This window comes from Microvirga sp. GN3 (assembly GCF_055792825.1).
The window spans coordinates 13,637-29,858 of sequence record NZ_JBVVAK010000098.1 but is presented as its reverse complement, the minus strand read 5'-3'; the positions used below and the strand labels follow the sequence as shown (position 1 = coordinate 29,858).

The 16,222-nt window shown below is 62.9% G+C and carries 15 protein-coding genes; 8 read left to right on the top strand and 7 right to left on the bottom strand.

Going from position 1 to position 16,222, the window contains the following annotated elements; translation table 11 throughout:
• Positions 1–238 precede the first annotated feature (238 nt).
• Entirely contained in the window at positions 239–886 is a 648-nt protein-coding gene (locus tag ACS5Q1_RS32505; RefSeq protein WP_473102086.1) for a GntR family transcriptional regulator, read from the bottom strand.
• A 205-nt stretch (positions 887–1,091) separates the two neighbouring features.
• Here ACS5Q1_RS32505 and ACS5Q1_RS32500 point away from each other — a divergent pair, with 205 nt between their 5' ends.
• From ACS5Q1_RS32500 to ACS5Q1_RS32485, 4 genes are all read left to right on the top strand, one after another.
• A complete protein-coding gene (locus tag ACS5Q1_RS32500) occupies positions 1,092–2,558 on the top strand; it encodes an SLC13 family permease (protein WP_473102085.1) in 1,467 nt (488 codons plus the stop codon).
• A 52-nt stretch (positions 2,559–2,610) separates the two neighbouring features.
• Entirely contained in the window at positions 2,611–3,987 is a 1,377-nt protein-coding gene (locus tag ACS5Q1_RS32495; protein WP_473102087.1) for a malonyl-CoA decarboxylase, read from the top strand.
• Positions 3,988–4,049: 62 nt separating this feature from the next.
• Entirely contained in the window at positions 4,050–5,579 is a 1,530-nt protein-coding gene (locus tag ACS5Q1_RS32490) for a malonate--CoA ligase (protein WP_473102084.1), read from the top strand.
• A gap of 262 nt (positions 5,580–5,841) precedes the next feature.
• Positions 5,842–6,078: a hypothetical protein gene (locus tag ACS5Q1_RS32485; RefSeq protein ID WP_473102083.1), complete on the top strand. Its 237-nt coding sequence runs from the start codon at positions 5,842–5,844 to the stop codon at positions 6,076–6,078.
• A 270-nt stretch (positions 6,079–6,348) separates the two neighbouring features.
• Here ACS5Q1_RS32485 and ACS5Q1_RS32480 read toward each other — a convergent pair whose 3' ends face one another.
• Positions 6,349–6,756, bottom strand: coding sequence for a translation initiation factor 2 (locus ACS5Q1_RS32480; RefSeq protein ID WP_473102082.1), 408 nt, complete (start codon positions 6,754–6,756; stop codon positions 6,349–6,351).
• 416 nt (positions 6,757–7,172) lie between these two features.
• Here ACS5Q1_RS32480 and ACS5Q1_RS32475 point away from each other — a divergent pair, with 416 nt between their 5' ends.
• A complete protein-coding gene (locus ACS5Q1_RS32475; protein ID WP_473102081.1) occupies positions 7,173–8,573 on the top strand; it encodes a M20 family metallopeptidase in 1,401 nt (466 codons plus the stop codon).
• 245 nt (positions 8,574–8,818) lie between these two features.
• Here the strand turns inward: ACS5Q1_RS32475 and ACS5Q1_RS32470 are convergent, their stop codons facing one another.
• Positions 8,819–9,649: a class I SAM-dependent methyltransferase gene (locus ACS5Q1_RS32470; RefSeq protein WP_473102080.1), complete on the bottom strand. Its 831-nt coding sequence runs from the start codon at positions 9,647–9,649 to the stop codon at positions 8,819–8,821.
• A gap of 603 nt (positions 9,650–10,252) precedes the next feature.
• Here ACS5Q1_RS32470 and ACS5Q1_RS32465 point away from each other — a divergent pair.
• Entirely contained in the window at positions 10,253–10,498 is a 246-nt protein-coding gene (locus ACS5Q1_RS32465) for a hypothetical protein (RefSeq protein WP_473102079.1), read from the top strand.
• Positions 10,499–10,750: 252 nt separating this feature from the next.
• Here the strand turns inward: ACS5Q1_RS32465 and ACS5Q1_RS32460 are convergent, their stop codons facing one another.
• On the bottom strand, positions 10,751–11,008 hold the full coding sequence (locus ACS5Q1_RS32460; protein ID WP_473102078.1) for a heavy-metal-associated domain-containing protein: 258 nt from the start codon (positions 11,006–11,008) through the stop codon (positions 10,751–10,753).
• 317 nt (positions 11,009–11,325) lie between these two features.
• On the opposite strand from ACS5Q1_RS32460, the gene ACS5Q1_RS32455 reads away from it, so the two are divergent.
• Complete coding sequence (locus ACS5Q1_RS32455; protein WP_473102077.1) at positions 11,326–12,411, top strand: sensor histidine kinase; 1,086 nt, start codon at positions 11,326–11,328, stop codon at positions 12,409–12,411.
• A 93-nt stretch (positions 12,412–12,504) separates the two neighbouring features.
• Here the strand turns inward: ACS5Q1_RS32455 and ACS5Q1_RS32450 are convergent, their stop codons facing one another.
• The 3 genes from ACS5Q1_RS32450 to ACS5Q1_RS32440 form a co-directional block, all read right to left on the bottom strand.
• Positions 12,505–12,981, bottom strand: coding sequence for a DUF411 domain-containing protein (locus ACS5Q1_RS32450; protein WP_473102076.1), 477 nt, complete (start codon positions 12,979–12,981; stop codon positions 12,505–12,507).
• 10 nt (positions 12,982–12,991) lie between these two features.
• Positions 12,992–13,582 (bottom strand): CopM family metallochaperone, encoded by a 591-nt coding sequence (copM, locus tag ACS5Q1_RS32445; protein ID WP_473102075.1) that lies wholly within the window; start codon positions 13,580–13,582, stop codon positions 12,992–12,994.
• A 79-nt stretch (positions 13,583–13,661) separates the two neighbouring features.
• The gene (locus ACS5Q1_RS32440; protein WP_473102074.1) at positions 13,662–14,012 is read right to left on the bottom strand and encodes a hypothetical protein; all 351 of its coding nucleotides are present in this window, start codon (positions 14,010–14,012) and stop codon (positions 13,662–13,664) included.
• Between the two features lie 517 nt (positions 14,013–14,529).
• Here ACS5Q1_RS32440 and ACS5Q1_RS32435 point away from each other — a divergent pair.
• Entirely contained in the window at positions 14,530–16,221 is a 1,692-nt protein-coding gene (locus tag ACS5Q1_RS32435) for an arylsulfatase (RefSeq protein ID WP_473102073.1), read from the top strand.
• Position 16,222 lies beyond the last annotated feature (1 nt).

Here is a 16,222-nt window from a genome sequence, read left to right as displayed (position 1 = left end):
CGCCCGTCGCGAGGCCGATGAGGCTGGCATAAGACAGGTGTCGCTCCGCCGCGATGGCGATCACGGCTGTCGGGTAGATCAGAAGGACGAAATGGTCGAGCGCATGCGCGATGTTGACGAAGGCGATCGTACGGCGGGAAAGCAGGTCGGGAGACATCCGTTGCGTCCTCGTCAGTTTCGTGCGCGACACTCCTCGGCGGCTTGACCCCGCCGGAACTCGCTAGGCGTCGTCCGGCGACTAGGCCGCACGATCGAAGCTGGCAATGAAGTCGGCCAGGCGTTCGCCCTGGATCAGGATGTGCTCCCTGAGGAGCCGCTCGGCCCGGTCGCTGTCCCCGGCACGGATCGCATCGACGATGCCTTGGTGTTCCGCGAGCGAGTTCGCGACACGGCTGCGGGCCCGAAGCTGAAGCCGCCGATAGGGTTTAAGACGGGCATGCAGGTGTTGCGCCTGCTCCGCCAGGAACGCGTTCTGACAGGCTTCGTAGATGACGTGGTGGAAGCGCTCGTTGGCATAGTAATAGGCGTCTGCGTTCTCCTGCGACGCCTCACGAACGCAATCCTCATGCGCCTTTTCAAGCTCCCGCTGCATGGGTTCTGTGATGCGGCGAGCCGCTAACGCTCCGCACATCCCCTCAAGGGCGGCCATCACCTCGAACCGCTCAACGACGTCCTTGAAGCTGAGCGAGGCAACGAACGCGCCCCGGCGCGGCTGCAACTCCACCAGTCCTGTCGAGGCAAGCTGCATCAAGGCCTCTCTGATCGGGGTCCGCGAAACCTCGAACCGAGCCGCCAGGCTCTGCTCGTCGAGCCGGTCGCCGGGGCGGAACTTGCCCGTGACAATGTCCTGCTCGAGGGCATCCCGTAAGGCTTGAGCGCGTCGCATAGTACTTGTCCTGCTCTTGGGCATCATACGACAGGTGCATATAATCTCACAAGGGATTTATTGTATACAAGATTATTGACATGTAATGCAAACACGCGCAGTCTCTCATGCAAGGGCAATGAGGGATCCGCCTGCGCAATCCCCGCGAGCCGGCCTGACGCCACTCGTCCACCCGACGCAGGGAGGAAACAGAGGAGCGGGTGCCATGTCACCACAGCTGATCTCAATCTATGCTCTCGTTGCGATGTTTGTGGTCGCCACGATCCTGCCGATCAACATGGGTGTGCTGGCCTTCGTCGGCGCTTTCCTGGTCGGAACCCTGGTGGCAGGCCAAACCACCAGCGCCATCATCGCCGGCTTCCCCGGCGGCCTGTTCCTGACCTTGGTCGGGATCACCTTTCTCTTCGCCATTGCTCAGAACAACGGTACCATCGACTGGCTCGTCCGGCTGGCAGTTCGTGCCGTGCGGGGTCGGATTGCCGCGATCCCATGGATCATGTTCGGAATCTCGGCCGTTCTGACATCCGTCGGTGCGGTCAGTCCCGGTGCGGTAGCGATTATCGCGCCGATCGCGCTCGGCTTTGCCTTGAAGTACAGCATCAATCCGCTGCTCATGGGCCTGATGGTTATCCACGGCGCTCAGGCCGGCGGCTTCTCGCCGATCAGCATCTATGGCGGCATCACCAACCGGATCGTGGCCAAGGCCGGTCTGCCGCTCAACGAGATCGTGACCTTCCTAGCAAGCTTCGGCGTCAACCTGGCGGTTGCCGTTCTGCTTTTCTTCGCTCTCGGCGGCCGCAGGCTCCTTCAGGCCAGGGCGGATGTGTCGGCAGGCCAGCAGGCCAGCCCGAACGCCATGGCCGCCACTCCGGCACCAGTGTCCGTGGCTCCTGCGGCGGTTCCGAGCACAGCCGGAAATCTGGCGCTGGCTGTTCCGCATGTTGCCGTGACGATCCCGCAGGCCGGTCCTCAAGTCTATGGCGACGCCGAGTCGGAAGCCCTGACTGAAGAGAGGAGACTCGGCAATCGTCGCGACGATCCGCTCGCGAGCGGCGATGTCAGCGAGACGCCGGCCGAGGGGCCGCACTGGTATCGGGTACTCACCCTCGGGGGCCTCATCCTGCTGGCGGTGCTCACCCTGGCCTTCAATCTCGATATCGGTTTCGTGGCGATCACCATCGGCCTGGGTTTGTCGCTGATCGCGCCGAACTTGCAGAAGCGCGCCATGGGACAGGTTTCATGGCCGGAGATCATGCTGATCACAGGCGTGAGCACCTACGTGGTCGTGCTCGAGAAGATGGGCACCATCTCCTTTGTCGGCGACAGCGTCGCTGGCTTGGCCTCTCCGATGCTGGCTGCACTCCTGTTGTGCTTCATCGGCGCAGTCGTCTCCGCCTTTGCCTCCTCGACGGCGGTCCTTGGATCCCTCATCCCGCTCGCCGTTCCGTTCCTGCAATCGGGAACCGGCGTCAGTCCGATCGGCTTCATTGCCGCCATGGCCGTCGCCTCTACTATCGTCGATGTGAGCCCCTTCTCGACCAATGGTGCTCTTGTCCTGGCCAATGCTCAGGGCGTCGACCGAGAAGCGTTCTTCCGCAAACTCATGGCCTATGGCGCCATTGTGACAGTGGTCGCGCCGATCGTCGTCTGGGCCCTGTTCGTCGTGCTTTAAGGCTGATCGTCTGATGTGGACGAAGGAGGAGAACGTGAAGCTTTCTCGATCAATGGCTGGGTTGGAGTCAGCGCCTGCATTCCTGAGCGACCTGATAGACACGCTGACCGAGCGGGGGCGTTCCCTGCTCGGTCAGAAAGCGGCGCGGGAGATCGTCGCCAAGGATGCTCTCCCCGCCGTGGGTGAGATGCTGCTCTCGCGCAGAGGTGAGGCCTCAGGGGTGGCGCTTGCGCAAACTCTGTTGGCGAGTTACGGCGCCGCGCCGAGCGCGGATCGCCTCGCGTTTCTCCAGGCGCTGGCGGATCGCTTCGGGCCTGATCGCCGTCGGATCGAGATTGCCATCGAAGCAGTACGCCAGGATGAGGGAACGGATGCGCTCGAGGGCCTGCATGCCGCGGCGGAGCCTCGACGGCAGGAACTGATCCGGCGCCTCAACCTGGCTCCCGGCGGCACCTCGGCCCTGGTGCAGATGCGCGAGGAGCTGCTCGAGTACCTGCCCGAGCACCCGGAGCTGAAATGCGTCGATGCGGACTTCTCCCATCTCTTCTCATCCTGGTTCAATCGGGGGTTTCTGGTGCTGCGACCGATCGACTGGACCACGCCTGCCAATATCCTGGAGAAGATCATCCGCTATGAGGCGGTGCATGCGATCCAGAACTGGGATGATCTGCGCAACCGCCTCCAGCCGGATGACCGGCGCTGTTACGGCTTCTTCCATCCGCAGCTCGTCGACGAGCCGCTGATCTTCGTCGAGGTCGCGCTGACCAAGGAGATCCCCGGTGCGATCGGTCCGCTGCTCGACCTGGGCCGCACTCCAATTGCTGCGACCGATGCGACGACCGCCGTGTTCTACTCGATCTCGAACACGCAGAAGGGCCTGGGCGGTGTGACCTTCGGCAACTTCCTGATCAAGCAGGTGGTAGAGAACCTCAAGCGCGAGCTGCCGAACCTCAAGACCTTCGTGACGCTCTCGCCCGTCCCGGGCTTCGCACGCTGGCTGGAGCGTGAGCGCAAGACGGAGGAGTCCGCCTGCCTCGATGCTGCGTCGAAGGAGATCCTCGGCATCCTCGATGAGCCCACCTGGAGCAATGACCCGGAGAAGGCGGAGAGGGTCCGCGAGGTGCTCCTGTCGGTCGCTGCGTACTACTTCCTGAAGGCCAGGGATCCTAAAGGTCGTCCCGTCGATCCGGTGGCCCGCTTCCATCTCGGCAACGGGGCGCGGCTCGAGCGCCTGAACTTCCTCGGCGACGTGTCCCCGAAGGGACTCAAGCAGTCGCATGGCCTGATGGTCAACTACCTCTACGCTCTCGACGAGATCGAGAGGAACCACGAGGCCTTCGCCGAGAAAGGCGTGGTCGCTGCGTCGCCTGGCGTCCGCAAGGCCTTGCGGGCCGATCTGCCCTCCCGCGATCTGGTGCCCTCGCCATGACCGCAACGTTCCCAAACATTTTGATCGGGTCCATCATCGACCCTCGCTTCGGAGCCCATGCCATGAATGCGAACCTGTTCGACCGGCTCGAACGCTCGATCACCGAGCTCACCAAGCCTGCCATCACCACACCGGCCGGAAAGGCAATCAGCTATGCCGACCTGATCGCCCAGTCAGGCAGGCTGGCCAACGTGCTGGCCGCCCGCGGGGTCAAGCCCGGCGACCGTGTCGCCGTCCAGGTCGAGAAGTCGGTGCCCGCCCTGGTCCTGTATCTGGCGACCGTCCGGGCCGGTGCTGTCTATCTGCCTCTCAACACCGCCTATACGCTGGCCGAGCTGGAATACTTCATCGGTGACGCTGAGCCCTCGCTCGTCGTCTGCGATCCGGGCAAGCGGGAAGGGGTCGAACAACTCGCCGCGAAGGTCGGAGCTTTAGTCGAAACGCTCGACGCGAAAGGACAGGGCACGCTGGTGGATGCAGCCACGAATGCCTCCGAGGCGTTCGAGACGGTGCAGAGGGCCGGCGATGATCTGGCGGCAATCCTCTATACGTCGGGAACGACCGGCCGCTCCAAGGGCGCCATGCTGACTCATGACAATCTCGTGTCGAATGCCCTGACCCTGAAGGAGGTCTGGCGCTTCACAGCGGACGACGTGCTGATCCACGCCCTGCCGATCTATCACACCCATGGGCTGTTCGTAGCCAGCAACGTCACCCTGTTCTCCGGCGCGTCCATGATCTTCCTGCCGAAGTTCGACGCGGACGAGATCCTTGGGCTGATGTCGCAAGCCACCGCCCTGATGGGCGTTCCCACCTTCTACGTCCGCCTGCTGCAGCATCCGGGCCTCACCAAGGAGGCAACGTCCGGAATGCGCCTGTTCGTGTCGGGCTCCGCTCCCTTGCTGGCCGAGACCCACCGCGAGTGGAGCGCCCGCACCGGCCACGCCATCCTCGAGCGCTACGGCATGACCGAAACGAACATGAACACCTCCAATCCCTATGACGGCGACCGGGTGCCCGGCGCCGTCGGCCTGCCGTTGCCCGGCGTGTCGGCGCGCATCACCAACCCGGATACCGGGGAGGAGTTGGCGACAAACGAGATCGGCATGATCGAGGTGAAGGGCCCAAACGTGTTCAAGGGCTACTGGCGCATGCCGGAGAAGACCGCATCCGAGTTCCGCCCCGACGGCTTCTTCATCACGGGCGATCTCGGCAAGATCGACGAGCGCGGCTACGTGCACATTCTCGGCCGTGGCAAGGATCTCGTGATCACCGGTGGCTTCAACGTCTATCCAAAGGAGATCGAGGACGAGATCGATGCCATTCCGGGAGTGTTCGAAAGTGCCGTGATCGGCGTGTCGCACAAGGACTTCGGCGAAGGCGTGACGGCGGTCGTCGTCCGTTCCAAGGAGGCAGCCGTCGATGAAAAGACGGTCCTGGCGGCACTCGACGGACGCCTGGCGAAATTCAAGCTGCCCAAGCGGGTCGTCTTCGTCGATGATCTGCCGCGCAACACGATGGGCAAGGTGCAGAAGAACGTGCTGCGCGACCGGTTCGCAGATCTCTATACGGCAGCGCCTCGCGCCTCTTAGGGTTTCGTAACCGTTCGCACGTCGAAAACAATCGAAGGGATCGAAGGGGGTATGTGATCCCCTTCGATTCTATGTGCTTCTGCCCGCCATTCCCGTCGCCCTGAACCCGCCGGGGATAGGAACTACGCGGAAGTCCATGCAATCATGTGCTGCCTGCATGACAAACATGCGGACTTCACTGTTTGGAATTGCCGGGCAAATAGCCATATTGCGCGAAGGAAACGCTCAAGGATCACAGAATTCCCATGAAGGAGTCCGTTCCTTGACGATCATCGCCCTCCTCGGTCATTCCCTGGCCAATCTACGACGCAAATCGGCTAGGCTCACACAGCAGAAAGCTCTTTCCCGTCGCAACGAAACCTACGGCTTTTGGACGCCCTTGATTGCGGCACGCCTGGAAGAGGCGGAGTCCCTTGTCAGTGGGTATGTCCCCCGTCCGGACAGTGCGGCCGCCGATGAGCCTATCCCGCAACTCAAGGGCTGGGTGTTTCACCGCTGATGGATGTTATCCCTGCGTCGGTTGGTTGCCATACCCTCGGCTCCCTCGTTTGAGAGGAGGCGAGGGCCGAAGTCCATAATCGCGACATTCTCGCAATGTCATGCCTTGGCACATGGCTGTGATACGCCGAATGTCCGCTCACGTGGCAAGCACCGGACATTCGGAAAAGTCGGAACGTCGCTGCCCGATCCCGAAGGGGCCACACCCCGTTCGGTTGCCCTCAATGGAGCGGCGCCGAACGCAACGGGCGTTGCAGCTGCCTCTGGCAGGTTAGCGCATTCTGGCCCGGCCCACCGGCACGAGGTCGATGTGAGCCGGATTCGGCTTGTGGTCCAGCATGGCCCCGTTTGCGGCATCCAGGACGAGACCGAGTGATCCGCCGGGCAGGATCGCGTTTCCCAGCACCCCTGGAGCGGCCTGATCGGTGAGCACCGGTTTCACAACGAGGGCCCCGGATCGGTACCCTCGGGCTTCCGCATAGGCGGTGAACTCGGTCTTGCGGCTGACCTTCACGGGACAAGGCGAGCGCGGACATGCGTGCCCGAGTGACGTCCGGATCCGGGCGGAGGCTGGGCTGGCGCTGATGATCACCGTCTCCTCGACCCCGCGCGTCACCGTGTTGCAGGCAGCGAGCGACAGAACCGCTCCCGCCGCGCATGCCAGAACTCCCGCTCGCATGGATCATCCCTCCGGCCTGGATCTGCGGTTAAGGCTCCGCTTCCTCCAGCAGGTAGTGCTCACGGCTAAGCGTGCCAGGGCAATTCGTTGAATAAGCAGCCGTAGCATCTGCGGCTGGTGCAAGAGGCTGGCCGGTACTCGCGGTCACCTGTACCGTCGGTGTGCTTTACCTGCCGCTTGTGTTCCCATGAGACAAGGCCATTCCTCTTTTCTCGGTTGCCCGCCCGAGTCGGTGGCTGGCTGGGGCAGCCCTGAAGTTCCGGAACTTACACCTGTTGGACCCTGCGCCTGAGTCTGCTTGCAAGCGCAAAGCAGACGTTCATGATGTGCCGGAAACTCTGCCAGACTTCATTTCCGAAGCTGGCGGGCTCTCCGAGCGATCGATTGAATCACAGCATGCCGAGGACACCTTCCCTATGACCCGCGAAGCTGCCATCAGCAGGGCCGAGACCTACTTTGATTCGGGGGCCTTCAAGGCGGATCTCGCGCGTCTTGTCGCCATGCCGACGGAAAGCCAGAGCCCGGACCGTGCCGGAACTCTCCTGGCCTATATCGAGACGGAGATGCGGCCGCTCCTGGAGAGCCTCGGCTTCACGTGCAGGATATTGAACCATCCGAGAGCAAAGGGACCATTCCTGTTCGCGGAGCGCATCGAGGATCGGTCACTTCCGACGGTTCTCGGTTATGGCCATGGTGACGTGATCCGGGGGCTCGACAAAGCCTGGAGCGAAGGACTGTCTCCCTGGACGCTGACCGAGCGCGATGAGCGCTGGTATGGACGTGGCGTCGTCGACAACAAGGGCCAGCACGCCATCAATATCGCTGGCTTGCGCGCCGTGCTGGAGACGCGTGGAAAGCTTGGTTTCAATGCCAAGTTCCTGATCGAGATGGGCGAGGAGGTGGGTTCACCCGGTCTGCGCGAGCTGTGTCAGGAGCAGAGAGATCTTCTGGCTGCGGACGTTCTCATTGCATCGGATGGGCCGCGCCTCACCGCCGACCGGCCGACCGTCTTTCTCGGCTCCCGCGGTGTCATCACCTTCGACTTGACCATCAATGCCCGCCAGGGCGGCCACCATTCCGGCAACTGGGGCGGGCTTCTGTCAGATCCGGCGATCCAGCTTGCGCATGCCCTCGCATCCATCACATCGCCCACCGGTCAGATCCGGATTCATGAATGGGTGCCGATGGAGCTTCCGGCGGCTGTCCGCCGAGCGCTAACCGATTGCGAAGTTGACGGAGGCTTGGATGGGCCAACCATCGATCCTGAATGGGGTGAGCCAGGATTGACGCCAGCCGAGCAGGTGTTCGGCTGGTGCTCATTCGATGTGCTTGCCATGAAGGCTGGAGTTCCTGAAACACCCGTCAATGCGGTTCCACCATGTGCATGGGCGCGCTGTCAGTTGCGCTTCGTCGTCGGGGTCGATCCAAACGAGGTCCTGCCGGCGCTGCGTCGTCATCTCGATCGGCATGGGTTCCCAATGGTTCGGATCGCCGAGAGCGAGGACGAACTCTTCAACGCCACGCGTCTCGATCCGGATGATGCGTGGGTTAGGTATGCGGCGACCTCGCTCGCCAAGACGACGGGCAAGCAGCCCGCCATCCTGCCGAATATTGGCGGATCGTTGCCGAACGACATCTTCTCGGAGGTCCTCAACCTGCGCACGATCTGGGTGCCTCATTCCTATCCAGGCTGCTCGCAACATGCTCCGAACGAGCATCTGCCGGTTGCGATTGCCCGCGAAGGTCTGGCCGTCATGGCCGGATTGTATTGGGATCTCGGCACGGGGACTACGCCGCCGCTCGACCGTGGAAGCTAGGGGCGAGTCGGCAAAAAGCCGGGCTCACTTGCACCCGATACCAGCAACATGCGCCATGTGGCTCGAACCTAGTGCTTTCCACAAAAGGCTATCTATCATCACACCTCGAAGCATCTCGAGATTGAGAGATCGCTTCTGGCACATCCCGGAATCAAGCTGAATGTCTGCTCATGGAGGGAGCACTGGACGCTCTTCAAGACCAGGCGTTTTCCTGGTTTGGCCCTGATGCATGGACCGCCCTGCGCCTACAGCGGTTTCCGGCAGATCACCTGCACAGGATGGGTGCGGCCCTCCTCGATGTTGCGCGCCGCATTGCGCGTCTTCTCTGGTGCGCTTTCGCCCAAGAGGATGTGGATGCCCAGCGGGGGCAGGGCTCCCTGGGCGGCAAGCTCCATCATGCGCCTGTAGGCGGCGAGGTATTTCTCGCCCGTATTCTCCATGCGGATCTCCGTGAAGCCCGCGGTCTCGAGAAGCCTGCGTGTGTCCGCGGGCGCCATCAGATAGGCGCCGCTGCCGTCGTTCGACCACGGCAGGGGATAATGCGGATTGCCGACGGGTCCCAGACCGTGCTCGGTCAGCGCAAAAAAGGCGCCGGACTTCAGGACCCGGAAGGCCTCGGCGAAGAAGCGCGGCCGGTCGGCCACATTCATGGTGACGTGCTGGGTGTAGGCACCGTCGAAGGTGCTGTCTGCATAGGGCAGATCCGCACCGTCCCCCTGCATGATCGTTACCTGATCCTCAAGGCCGATCAGCGCAGTGAGCTTGTTGGCCGCCTCGACGAAGGCCGGGGTGATGTCGATGCCGGTCACGCGGCATCCGAAGCGGCTCGCGAAGTACCGGGCCGGACCGCCGATGCCGCAGCCGATGTCGAGGAGATGGTGACCGGCCTTGACGGGCAGGCTGTCGGCCAGATCGATGGTGGCCGCGAACCCGCGCGCGTGGAAATGGTCGACCGGCGCTAGGTCTTCCATCGTAAGAGCATCCGGAGATTTGCCCGCCTTTTCCAGCGCCGACAGGATCAGTGCGTAGACGTCGCCCTTGCCCCAATGCTCTGCGATTGCATTTTCGGCTGACATGTTCGCTCTCCCGACCAACTAAGCAGCGGGTGACCCGTTCTTCCCTGGCTTCCCCTGCGCGGCCAATGAGTCAGGCCAGCGCAGGCCCAGGAGGAAGGGCAAAATCGTAGCACGTCGGGGTCCTCCCGTCAGGGCCTCATGGGCTGAAAGGCCACCAGTCCTCCTATCAATCATCGACGCCTTTGTGCGGCTGATCGCATGTGTTCCGTAGGCAACCGGATCGAGCCCAATCGCAGCAAATCAGGATCCCAGCGGCAGGCATACTGATGCGCCGTCATCGGTCTCTCGATCAGTCCCGCTCGATAACAGCGACTCGCAGATACTGCGCCCGCACCGAGCAACAGTGCATCTGGCGGGGGCAGTTGAATGACTTTTCGCGAATAGAGTTTGACAGAGCTGCCCCGTCATGAGGGCGAGTTATGGTACGGGGGCGAACCTCAGCCTTACTTCTGCATTGCTCGGATGAGCGGACCTTCACACTGATCCCTGCCACTATCCAATATATGCTAGAGATGTCTGCTGCCTCGCCTGGATGTTTACTGCATTCGTAGAGGGCTCGATACTTTGGGCAGCTGATCAACTCGCCAACATGACAGGGGTGAGATGATGACACCGCGAATACTGACAATTGTGGTCGCCGTGGCGTGCTCAGTCGGCGGCATGGCGGCGTCCGCAACAAACCTCAAGCCGATCGAACTGCTCGCCCTTCAGAACGTCGTGGAAGCGACAGCCAGAGAACTCCTCCTGCCGGGCGCCATGGTCCTTCTGCACACGCCGCAGGGCCAGTTTGCTGTTGGCTATGGCGCGACGGAGCTGGGCGGCAGGATCCCGTCAACGATGTCACGCTGATCATCTGGACCAGCCTGACCGTGTCGCTTGACGGCCAGCCAACGGCCAACACCCTCATGCTCAAGATGCTCGCTCAGATTTATACGGTATCGCCGCTTCAGCATCGGCAGTGAGCCATGAGCCACGGCGCCTGGCTGAAGGAATGTCTGCATGAGAACTTCATGTGGTCGACCCAGCCGCCGCCGCAGTTCGGGTCCGCACGATGCGCTAGGACGATTAGGACGCGGCGGCGGTCGAGTATGGGAGTCTCCTTCAGGCCGCGGTCGGGGTGTAGCCTGCCTCGGTTATGAGGGATTCGATGGACGTCAGATCGGTGCTGCCGCGGACCGAGACGAGCTTGGAGGCCGGATCCGCCTCGACGCTCGTGCCGGGCAGACCCGTCTCGATGGCCTTCTTGACGGTCCCGGCGCAGTGGCCGCAGGTCATGTCCTCGACCCGCAGGATCAGGGCAGCCGGATCACGCTCGGCAAGCCGGGTATCCTGGGACTGGTCAGCGCTGCATCCGCACATCGCATTTCTCCGTTTCATGGTGGCGATGAAGGAACCGTGCGGCTTCCAATGATGGCAAGGTCAAGCACTCCCTGTGCGAAAACCGTCAAGGAGCAGGGCCAGGCAAGCGCCGGGACGAAGGCTTGGTTCCCCAGGAACGCCGCGAAGGAAAGCCATCCATAATGTGAGCGGATACCCCCGCAGGCAGGGATCCGACTCTGCCCCCGTTAATCTATGTTAGGCTCAAGGACCGATCGGGTACGGATCGCCTTGCCGCGCTTCGCCAATGCCACGGTGAGACAAACCCCTCATCCGGTCGTCCTTCGAGGAGCTGAGCCATGGATGACGTATCCCTGTCGCGAAAACCCTTGGAGAATGGCCCGCCCGGCGGCATGAAGCCAACCAGGGCCGAGGACGCGGATGCGCGGCTCAGGTCCGTCCTGGCCAGCGTCAGCGATTGTTATTTCACGCTGAACGAAGCGTATCAGGTCACCGATCTCAATGAGGCGGCGATGGACTGGGTGGGGCCGGATCCGGATCGGGTCCTGGGCGCATGCCTGTGGGACCTGTGCAATCCGGATGCCGAGTGCAGCCGCACCATTCGGGAGGGCATGGAAGGGCGCCGCCGCATTCGGCGCGAGGTGATGTCCGGTCTGCGGCCCGGACGCTGCCTCGATCTCCAAGTCAGCCCCATGGAGGAAGGCCTCAGCGTGTTCTTCACCGATGTCACGGAGCGTCGTGCGGCCGAGGCTGCGTTGAATGAACTCGCCGGACGCCTCCTGAGCCTTCAGGATGATGAGCGTCAACGGATCGCCGAGGAGCTGCATGACTCGACGGCCCAGCACCTCGTCGCCGTCGGCCTGAACCTCATGCGGCTGAAGCGGTATGTCATCCCCGGGGAAGGCCAGAAGGTGCTCGATGAGATTGCGGACTCGGTGGACGAGGCGGCCCGGGAGCTCCGCGCCTTCACCTATCTGCTGCACCCGCCCGGTCTGGAGAACGGCGGACTTGCCGGGACCGTGCGGGTCTTCGCGGCTGGATTTGCGCGCCGGACGGGCCTGGTGACATCCGTCCGTATGCCGGATACGGTCGACAAGCTACCCTTCGATCTTCAACGCTCCCTCCTCAGGGTCATCCAGGAGGCGCTGACCAACACCTATCGGCACGCGGCTGCTTCCAGGATCGTGATCGACCTGCGGCTTGGGGCAGATTCCCTGAAACTGAGGATTCTCGACGATGGTTGCGGGCTGTCCCGCGGCGTCCGGAAGGCGGCGGGGGACGGTGCCCTGCTTGGGGTGGGCGTCGCCGGCATGCGGGCCCGCATGCTGCAGCTCGGCGGCAACCTGAGGCTTCTGAGCGATGCGCGTGGGACGATGGTCGTGGCCACCCTGCCGCCGAAGGTCAAGTCCACAGGTCACGACTGATCAGGATCATGCCGCGCCGCCGATCAACGGCCCCCCAGGCTGGCGGCCCTTGTCCTCGTCAGGACTGGAGCCGCCAGCGGATTCCCAAGGGAATCAGAGTGGCCGTGACCCTCGGTACCGTGCGAACGTTCCTTGGCCTGATGGCCCGAACAGGACGACCTCGTAGGTGTCGTCCTCGACGCCCTCGACCTCCATCCCGGGCGAGCCGACGGGCATGCCGGGAACCGCGAGGCCCTTCGCCTGAGGTTTCTCGACCAGCAGTCGCTTGATCGCGTCCGCGGGCACATGGCCCTCGATGACGTAGCCGTCGATTTCGGCGGTGTGGCACGACGCGAGGCCCCGGGGCACACCCAGACGGGCCTTCAGGCGGTTGACCTCCGGGGACTCGATGACCTCGACGGCAAATCCGGCCTTCCGGACGTGATCGACCCAGGCGCCGCAGCAGCCACAACTCGGATCCTTGGTGACCGTCATCGTCGGCAGGGCTTCCACCGCGGAGGCCGGGAGGGCGGAAGCGGCGGCAAGGCCGGCGAGGAGCGCCCGCCGGCTGATGGTCAGGTTTGATGACATGACGCGCACCTCACTGCTTCGCGTTCGTGGCGAGCCAGGACTTCATCATGGCGATCTCGTCCTCCTGCGCCCTGATGACGTTCTGGGCGAGTTCGCGGATCTTCGGATCCTTGCCGAAGGCGACAACGATTTTGGCCATGTCGATGGCGCCCTGATGATGGGCGATCATGTTGCTCGTGAAGTCGGCATCCACGTTGCCCGTATACTCCATCGCCATCTCACGATGCATGCGCTCGTTGACAGCGTTCATGGCCAGCGAGGCGACGCCCTGATCCCCGCGCGGGCCGTCCATCTGCATGGAGCCGGACTGCCGGCCCATCATGCCGGCCTGCATCATCGGACACATCATCATGCCCGACATCATGCCGCCCGGGCGCTGACTGCCCGGTATCGTGCCGCCCTGCATGCCGGACATTCCGCCCTGCGGTGCGGGCATGGTGCTCATCTGGACCTGGGAACCGACCATCGGAACGGTGGCCTGTGTCTGAGCCTGCTCCGGATGGTGAGCGGTGTGGTCCGCGTCGGACGGGGTGGCCTGCTGGGCAAGGGCCGGAACCGACAGGCCGGCGGCGAGGACGAGAGCGAGAATGGATGACCTCATGGTGGTTCTCCTCGAGAACGTTCGAGCTTCTGAAACATGGCCGCCGTCGGGACGATCGGCCGGATGAGGGAGAGCTGTCTCAGGTTCGGGGAGGAGGGGTCGCCGTCTCGGGAGCGATATCGTCGGGGAGAACGGACACGATCTCCCATCGGATCGCCTGCCGATCATGGGGGGCAGGCAAGCTCGTCATGGCGGGAACGGCCGTCCACCCGCAACGGGCTTGGGCACACACGAGGTTACAGCTCCCGTCCGGCGCGGCCGGCTCCGGATCGCAGCAGTCGTGGGACGACGTGCCCTGGACGTAGTGAGCGCCATCAGCGGCCCAATCCTTCGCCGCCGCACTGGGCATCGGTCCGATCACGGCAACGGCCATCAGCACCGCGAGAAAGGGGCGGATGATCGAGGACGCTGCGTTCGGGATCGTCATCATGCTCGGAATTCTACCACAGTTGCCCAGAGCGGCATTGCGGGATGTCAAACTCGTGAACTGGCACCGCGATCATCCGCCTGTCGCGAATGTCTGGTGGGGCTCAACCACCAGACCAAACCATTACTTCGGCTCAGTACCGATAGCTGCCTTTGGGAAATGCGGCGCTGCCCTTCGAAAACCCCCGGCAAGTCTCAGGCTTTTCCCGCACGACTCTTGGGAAAAGCCCCAGTCAATCCGGACTGCAAGAAGTGCTACACTGCTGGAGCGATGAGCGTAAGGCTAGCGCATCGTGCGGAAAAGTGGATCCGGTTTTCCGCACCGAACGATGCGCTGCTTAAGGGATTGAGCATCGGACCCAAAAGTGGGTCCACTTTTGGGTCCGATGCTCTAACGGCCGGTGCGCCTCACAATCGTAGCATCGCAGCGCACACTTCAGCCCGTCGACACCTCGACAAGCCACGTCGGCTTCCGGTGCGTCACGCGAGGAACCCCGGAGACCTGACAGAGGAGGTTCCCCATGTCTCATGGAATTTCCACGGATGATTCCACCACCACTGCCACGAATGGGAAATCGCGACTGAAACAGATCCTTGCTGGCGCACGCGGCGCGACACAGGGAGCCCTTCTGGGCGCCACCGCGCTCGTCTCCGCCGCCGCCCTGGCGCCTGCCGCCGCGCAGGCACCGGCACGGCCGAACATCGTTGTGATCATGGGCGATGACATCGGCTGGAACAACATCGGTGCCTACAACCAAGGCATGATGTCCGGCCGCACACCGAACCTTGACCGGCTGGCATCGCAGGGCATGCGCTTCACCGATTACTACGCCGAGGCAAGCTGCACAGCCGGGCGCGCCAACTTCATCACCGGTCAGTTGCCGATCCGCACCGGGCTCACCACCGTCGGACAGGCCGGCTCGCCGATCGGCATTCCGGACGAGGCGCCGACCATCGCAACGGTGTTGAAGTCCATGGGCTATGCCACCGGCCAATTCGGCAAGAACCATCTCGGCGACCTCAACCGCTTCCTGCCGACCGTACACGGCTTCGACGAATTCTTTGGATACCTCTATCACCTGGATGCGATGGAGGATCCTTGCCACCCGACCTATCCGCAGGCCCTGCTGGCAACCGTGGGCCCCCGCAACATGGTCCACTCCTTTGCCACCGACAGGGATGACGCGACCGAGCAGCCACGCTGGGGCCGGATCGGCAGGCAGCGGATCGAAGATGCAGGCCAGTTCTGCCCGAAGCGGATGGAGACCGTCGACGACGAGATCCTCGATACCACGCTGAAATTCATCGACAAGGCGCGCAGTGAAAACAAGCCGTTCTTCGCCTGGCTCAACCCCACCAGGATGCATGTCATCACGCATCTCTCGGAGAAGTATAATGCCATGCGCACGCCCGAGAACGGCTGGAGCGTCTATGAAGCCGGAATGGCGCAACTCGACGACGTCGTCGGCTCAGTGATGAAATACCTGACCGACAACCGTCTCGACGACAACACCATCGTGGTCTTCACGACCGACAATGGTGCCGAGAACTTCACATGGCCCGATGGCGGCCAGACGCCTTTCGCCGGCGGCAAGGGGACGGCGCTCGAAGGCGGCTTTCGCGTGCCGGCCATCGTCCGCTGGCCGGGCAAGGTGCCGGCAGGCAAGGTCGAGAACAGTATCATATCCGGCCTCGATTGGTTCCCGACCCTTGTGGCAGCAGCCGGCAATCCGACTATCATCGACGAATTCAAGGCTGGAAAGAAGATCGGCGACATGACCTACAAGGTCCATCTCGACGGCTACGACCAGACCGCATTCCTCACCGGCCAGGGACCATCGAAGCGGAACGAGATCTTCTATTTCACCGAGTCCAACCTGAGCGCGGCGCGCATCAACGACTTCAAGTACCGCTTCACCGATCAGCCAAACGGCTGGCTGGGTGCAACCCAGAGGGTCGACTGGCCGATCCTGGTCAACCTGCGGCTCGATCCCTACGAGCGTACGGGCATGCCTGACGGCAAGAATGGATCGCTCGCTTATTACAACTGGTTCGTCACCGAGTTCTGGCGTTTCGTTTTCGTGCAGCAGGAGGTGGCGAAGGCGGCCCAGACCTTCGTCGATTTCCCGCCGATGCAGCGGGGCGCGAGCTTCAACATGGCGGCGGTCAAGCAGCAGGTCGAACGGGCGATCCAGGCGCGCCAGAGCGACTAGA

Excerpts from the sequence above, each read along its gene's own strand:
- ACS5Q1_RS32480 (WP_473102082.1), bottom strand. The coding sequence starts at position 6,756 with ATGCGAGCGGGAGTTCTGGCATGCGCGGCGGGAGCGGTTCTGTCGCTC.
- ACS5Q1_RS32500 (WP_473102085.1), top strand. The coding sequence starts at position 1,092 with ATGTCACCACAGCTGATCTCAATCTATGCTCTCGTTGCGATGTTTGTG.
- ACS5Q1_RS32495 (WP_473102087.1), top strand. The coding sequence starts at position 2,611 with ATGGCTGGGTTGGAGTCAGCGCCTGCATTCCTGAGCGACCTGATAGAC.
- ACS5Q1_RS32440 (WP_473102074.1), bottom strand. The coding sequence starts at position 14,012 with ATGATGACGATCCCGAACGCAGCGTCCTCGATCATCCGCCCCTTTCTC.
- ACS5Q1_RS32455 (WP_473102077.1), top strand. The coding sequence starts at position 11,326 with ATGGATGACGTATCCCTGTCGCGAAAACCCTTGGAGAATGGCCCGCCC.
- ACS5Q1_RS32460 (WP_473102078.1), bottom strand. The coding sequence starts at position 11,008 with ATGTGCGGATGCAGCGCTGACCAGTCCCAGGATACCCGGCTTGCCGAG.
- ACS5Q1_RS32435 (WP_473102073.1), top strand. The coding sequence starts at position 14,530 with ATGTCTCATGGAATTTCCACGGATGATTCCACCACCACTGCCACGAAT.
- ACS5Q1_RS32465 (WP_473102079.1), top strand. The coding sequence starts at position 10,253 with ATGATGACACCGCGAATACTGACAATTGTGGTCGCCGTGGCGTGCTCA.
- ACS5Q1_RS32450 (WP_473102076.1), bottom strand. The coding sequence starts at position 12,981 with ATGTCATCAAACCTGACCATCAGCCGGCGGGCGCTCCTCGCCGGCCTT.
- ACS5Q1_RS32475 (WP_473102081.1), top strand. The coding sequence starts at position 7,173 with ATGACCCGCGAAGCTGCCATCAGCAGGGCCGAGACCTACTTTGATTCG.
- ACS5Q1_RS32490 (WP_473102084.1), top strand. The coding sequence starts at position 4,050 with ATGAATGCGAACCTGTTCGACCGGCTCGAACGCTCGATCACCGAGCTC.
- copM (WP_473102075.1), bottom strand. The coding sequence starts at position 13,582 with ATGAGGTCATCCATTCTCGCTCTCGTCCTCGCCGCCGGCCTGTCGGTT.
- ACS5Q1_RS32470 (WP_473102080.1), bottom strand. The coding sequence starts at position 9,649 with ATGTCAGCCGAAAATGCAATCGCAGAGCATTGGGGCAAGGGCGACGTC.
- ACS5Q1_RS32505 (WP_473102086.1), bottom strand. The coding sequence starts at position 886 with ATGCGACGCGCTCAAGCCTTACGGGATGCCCTCGAGCAGGACATTGTC.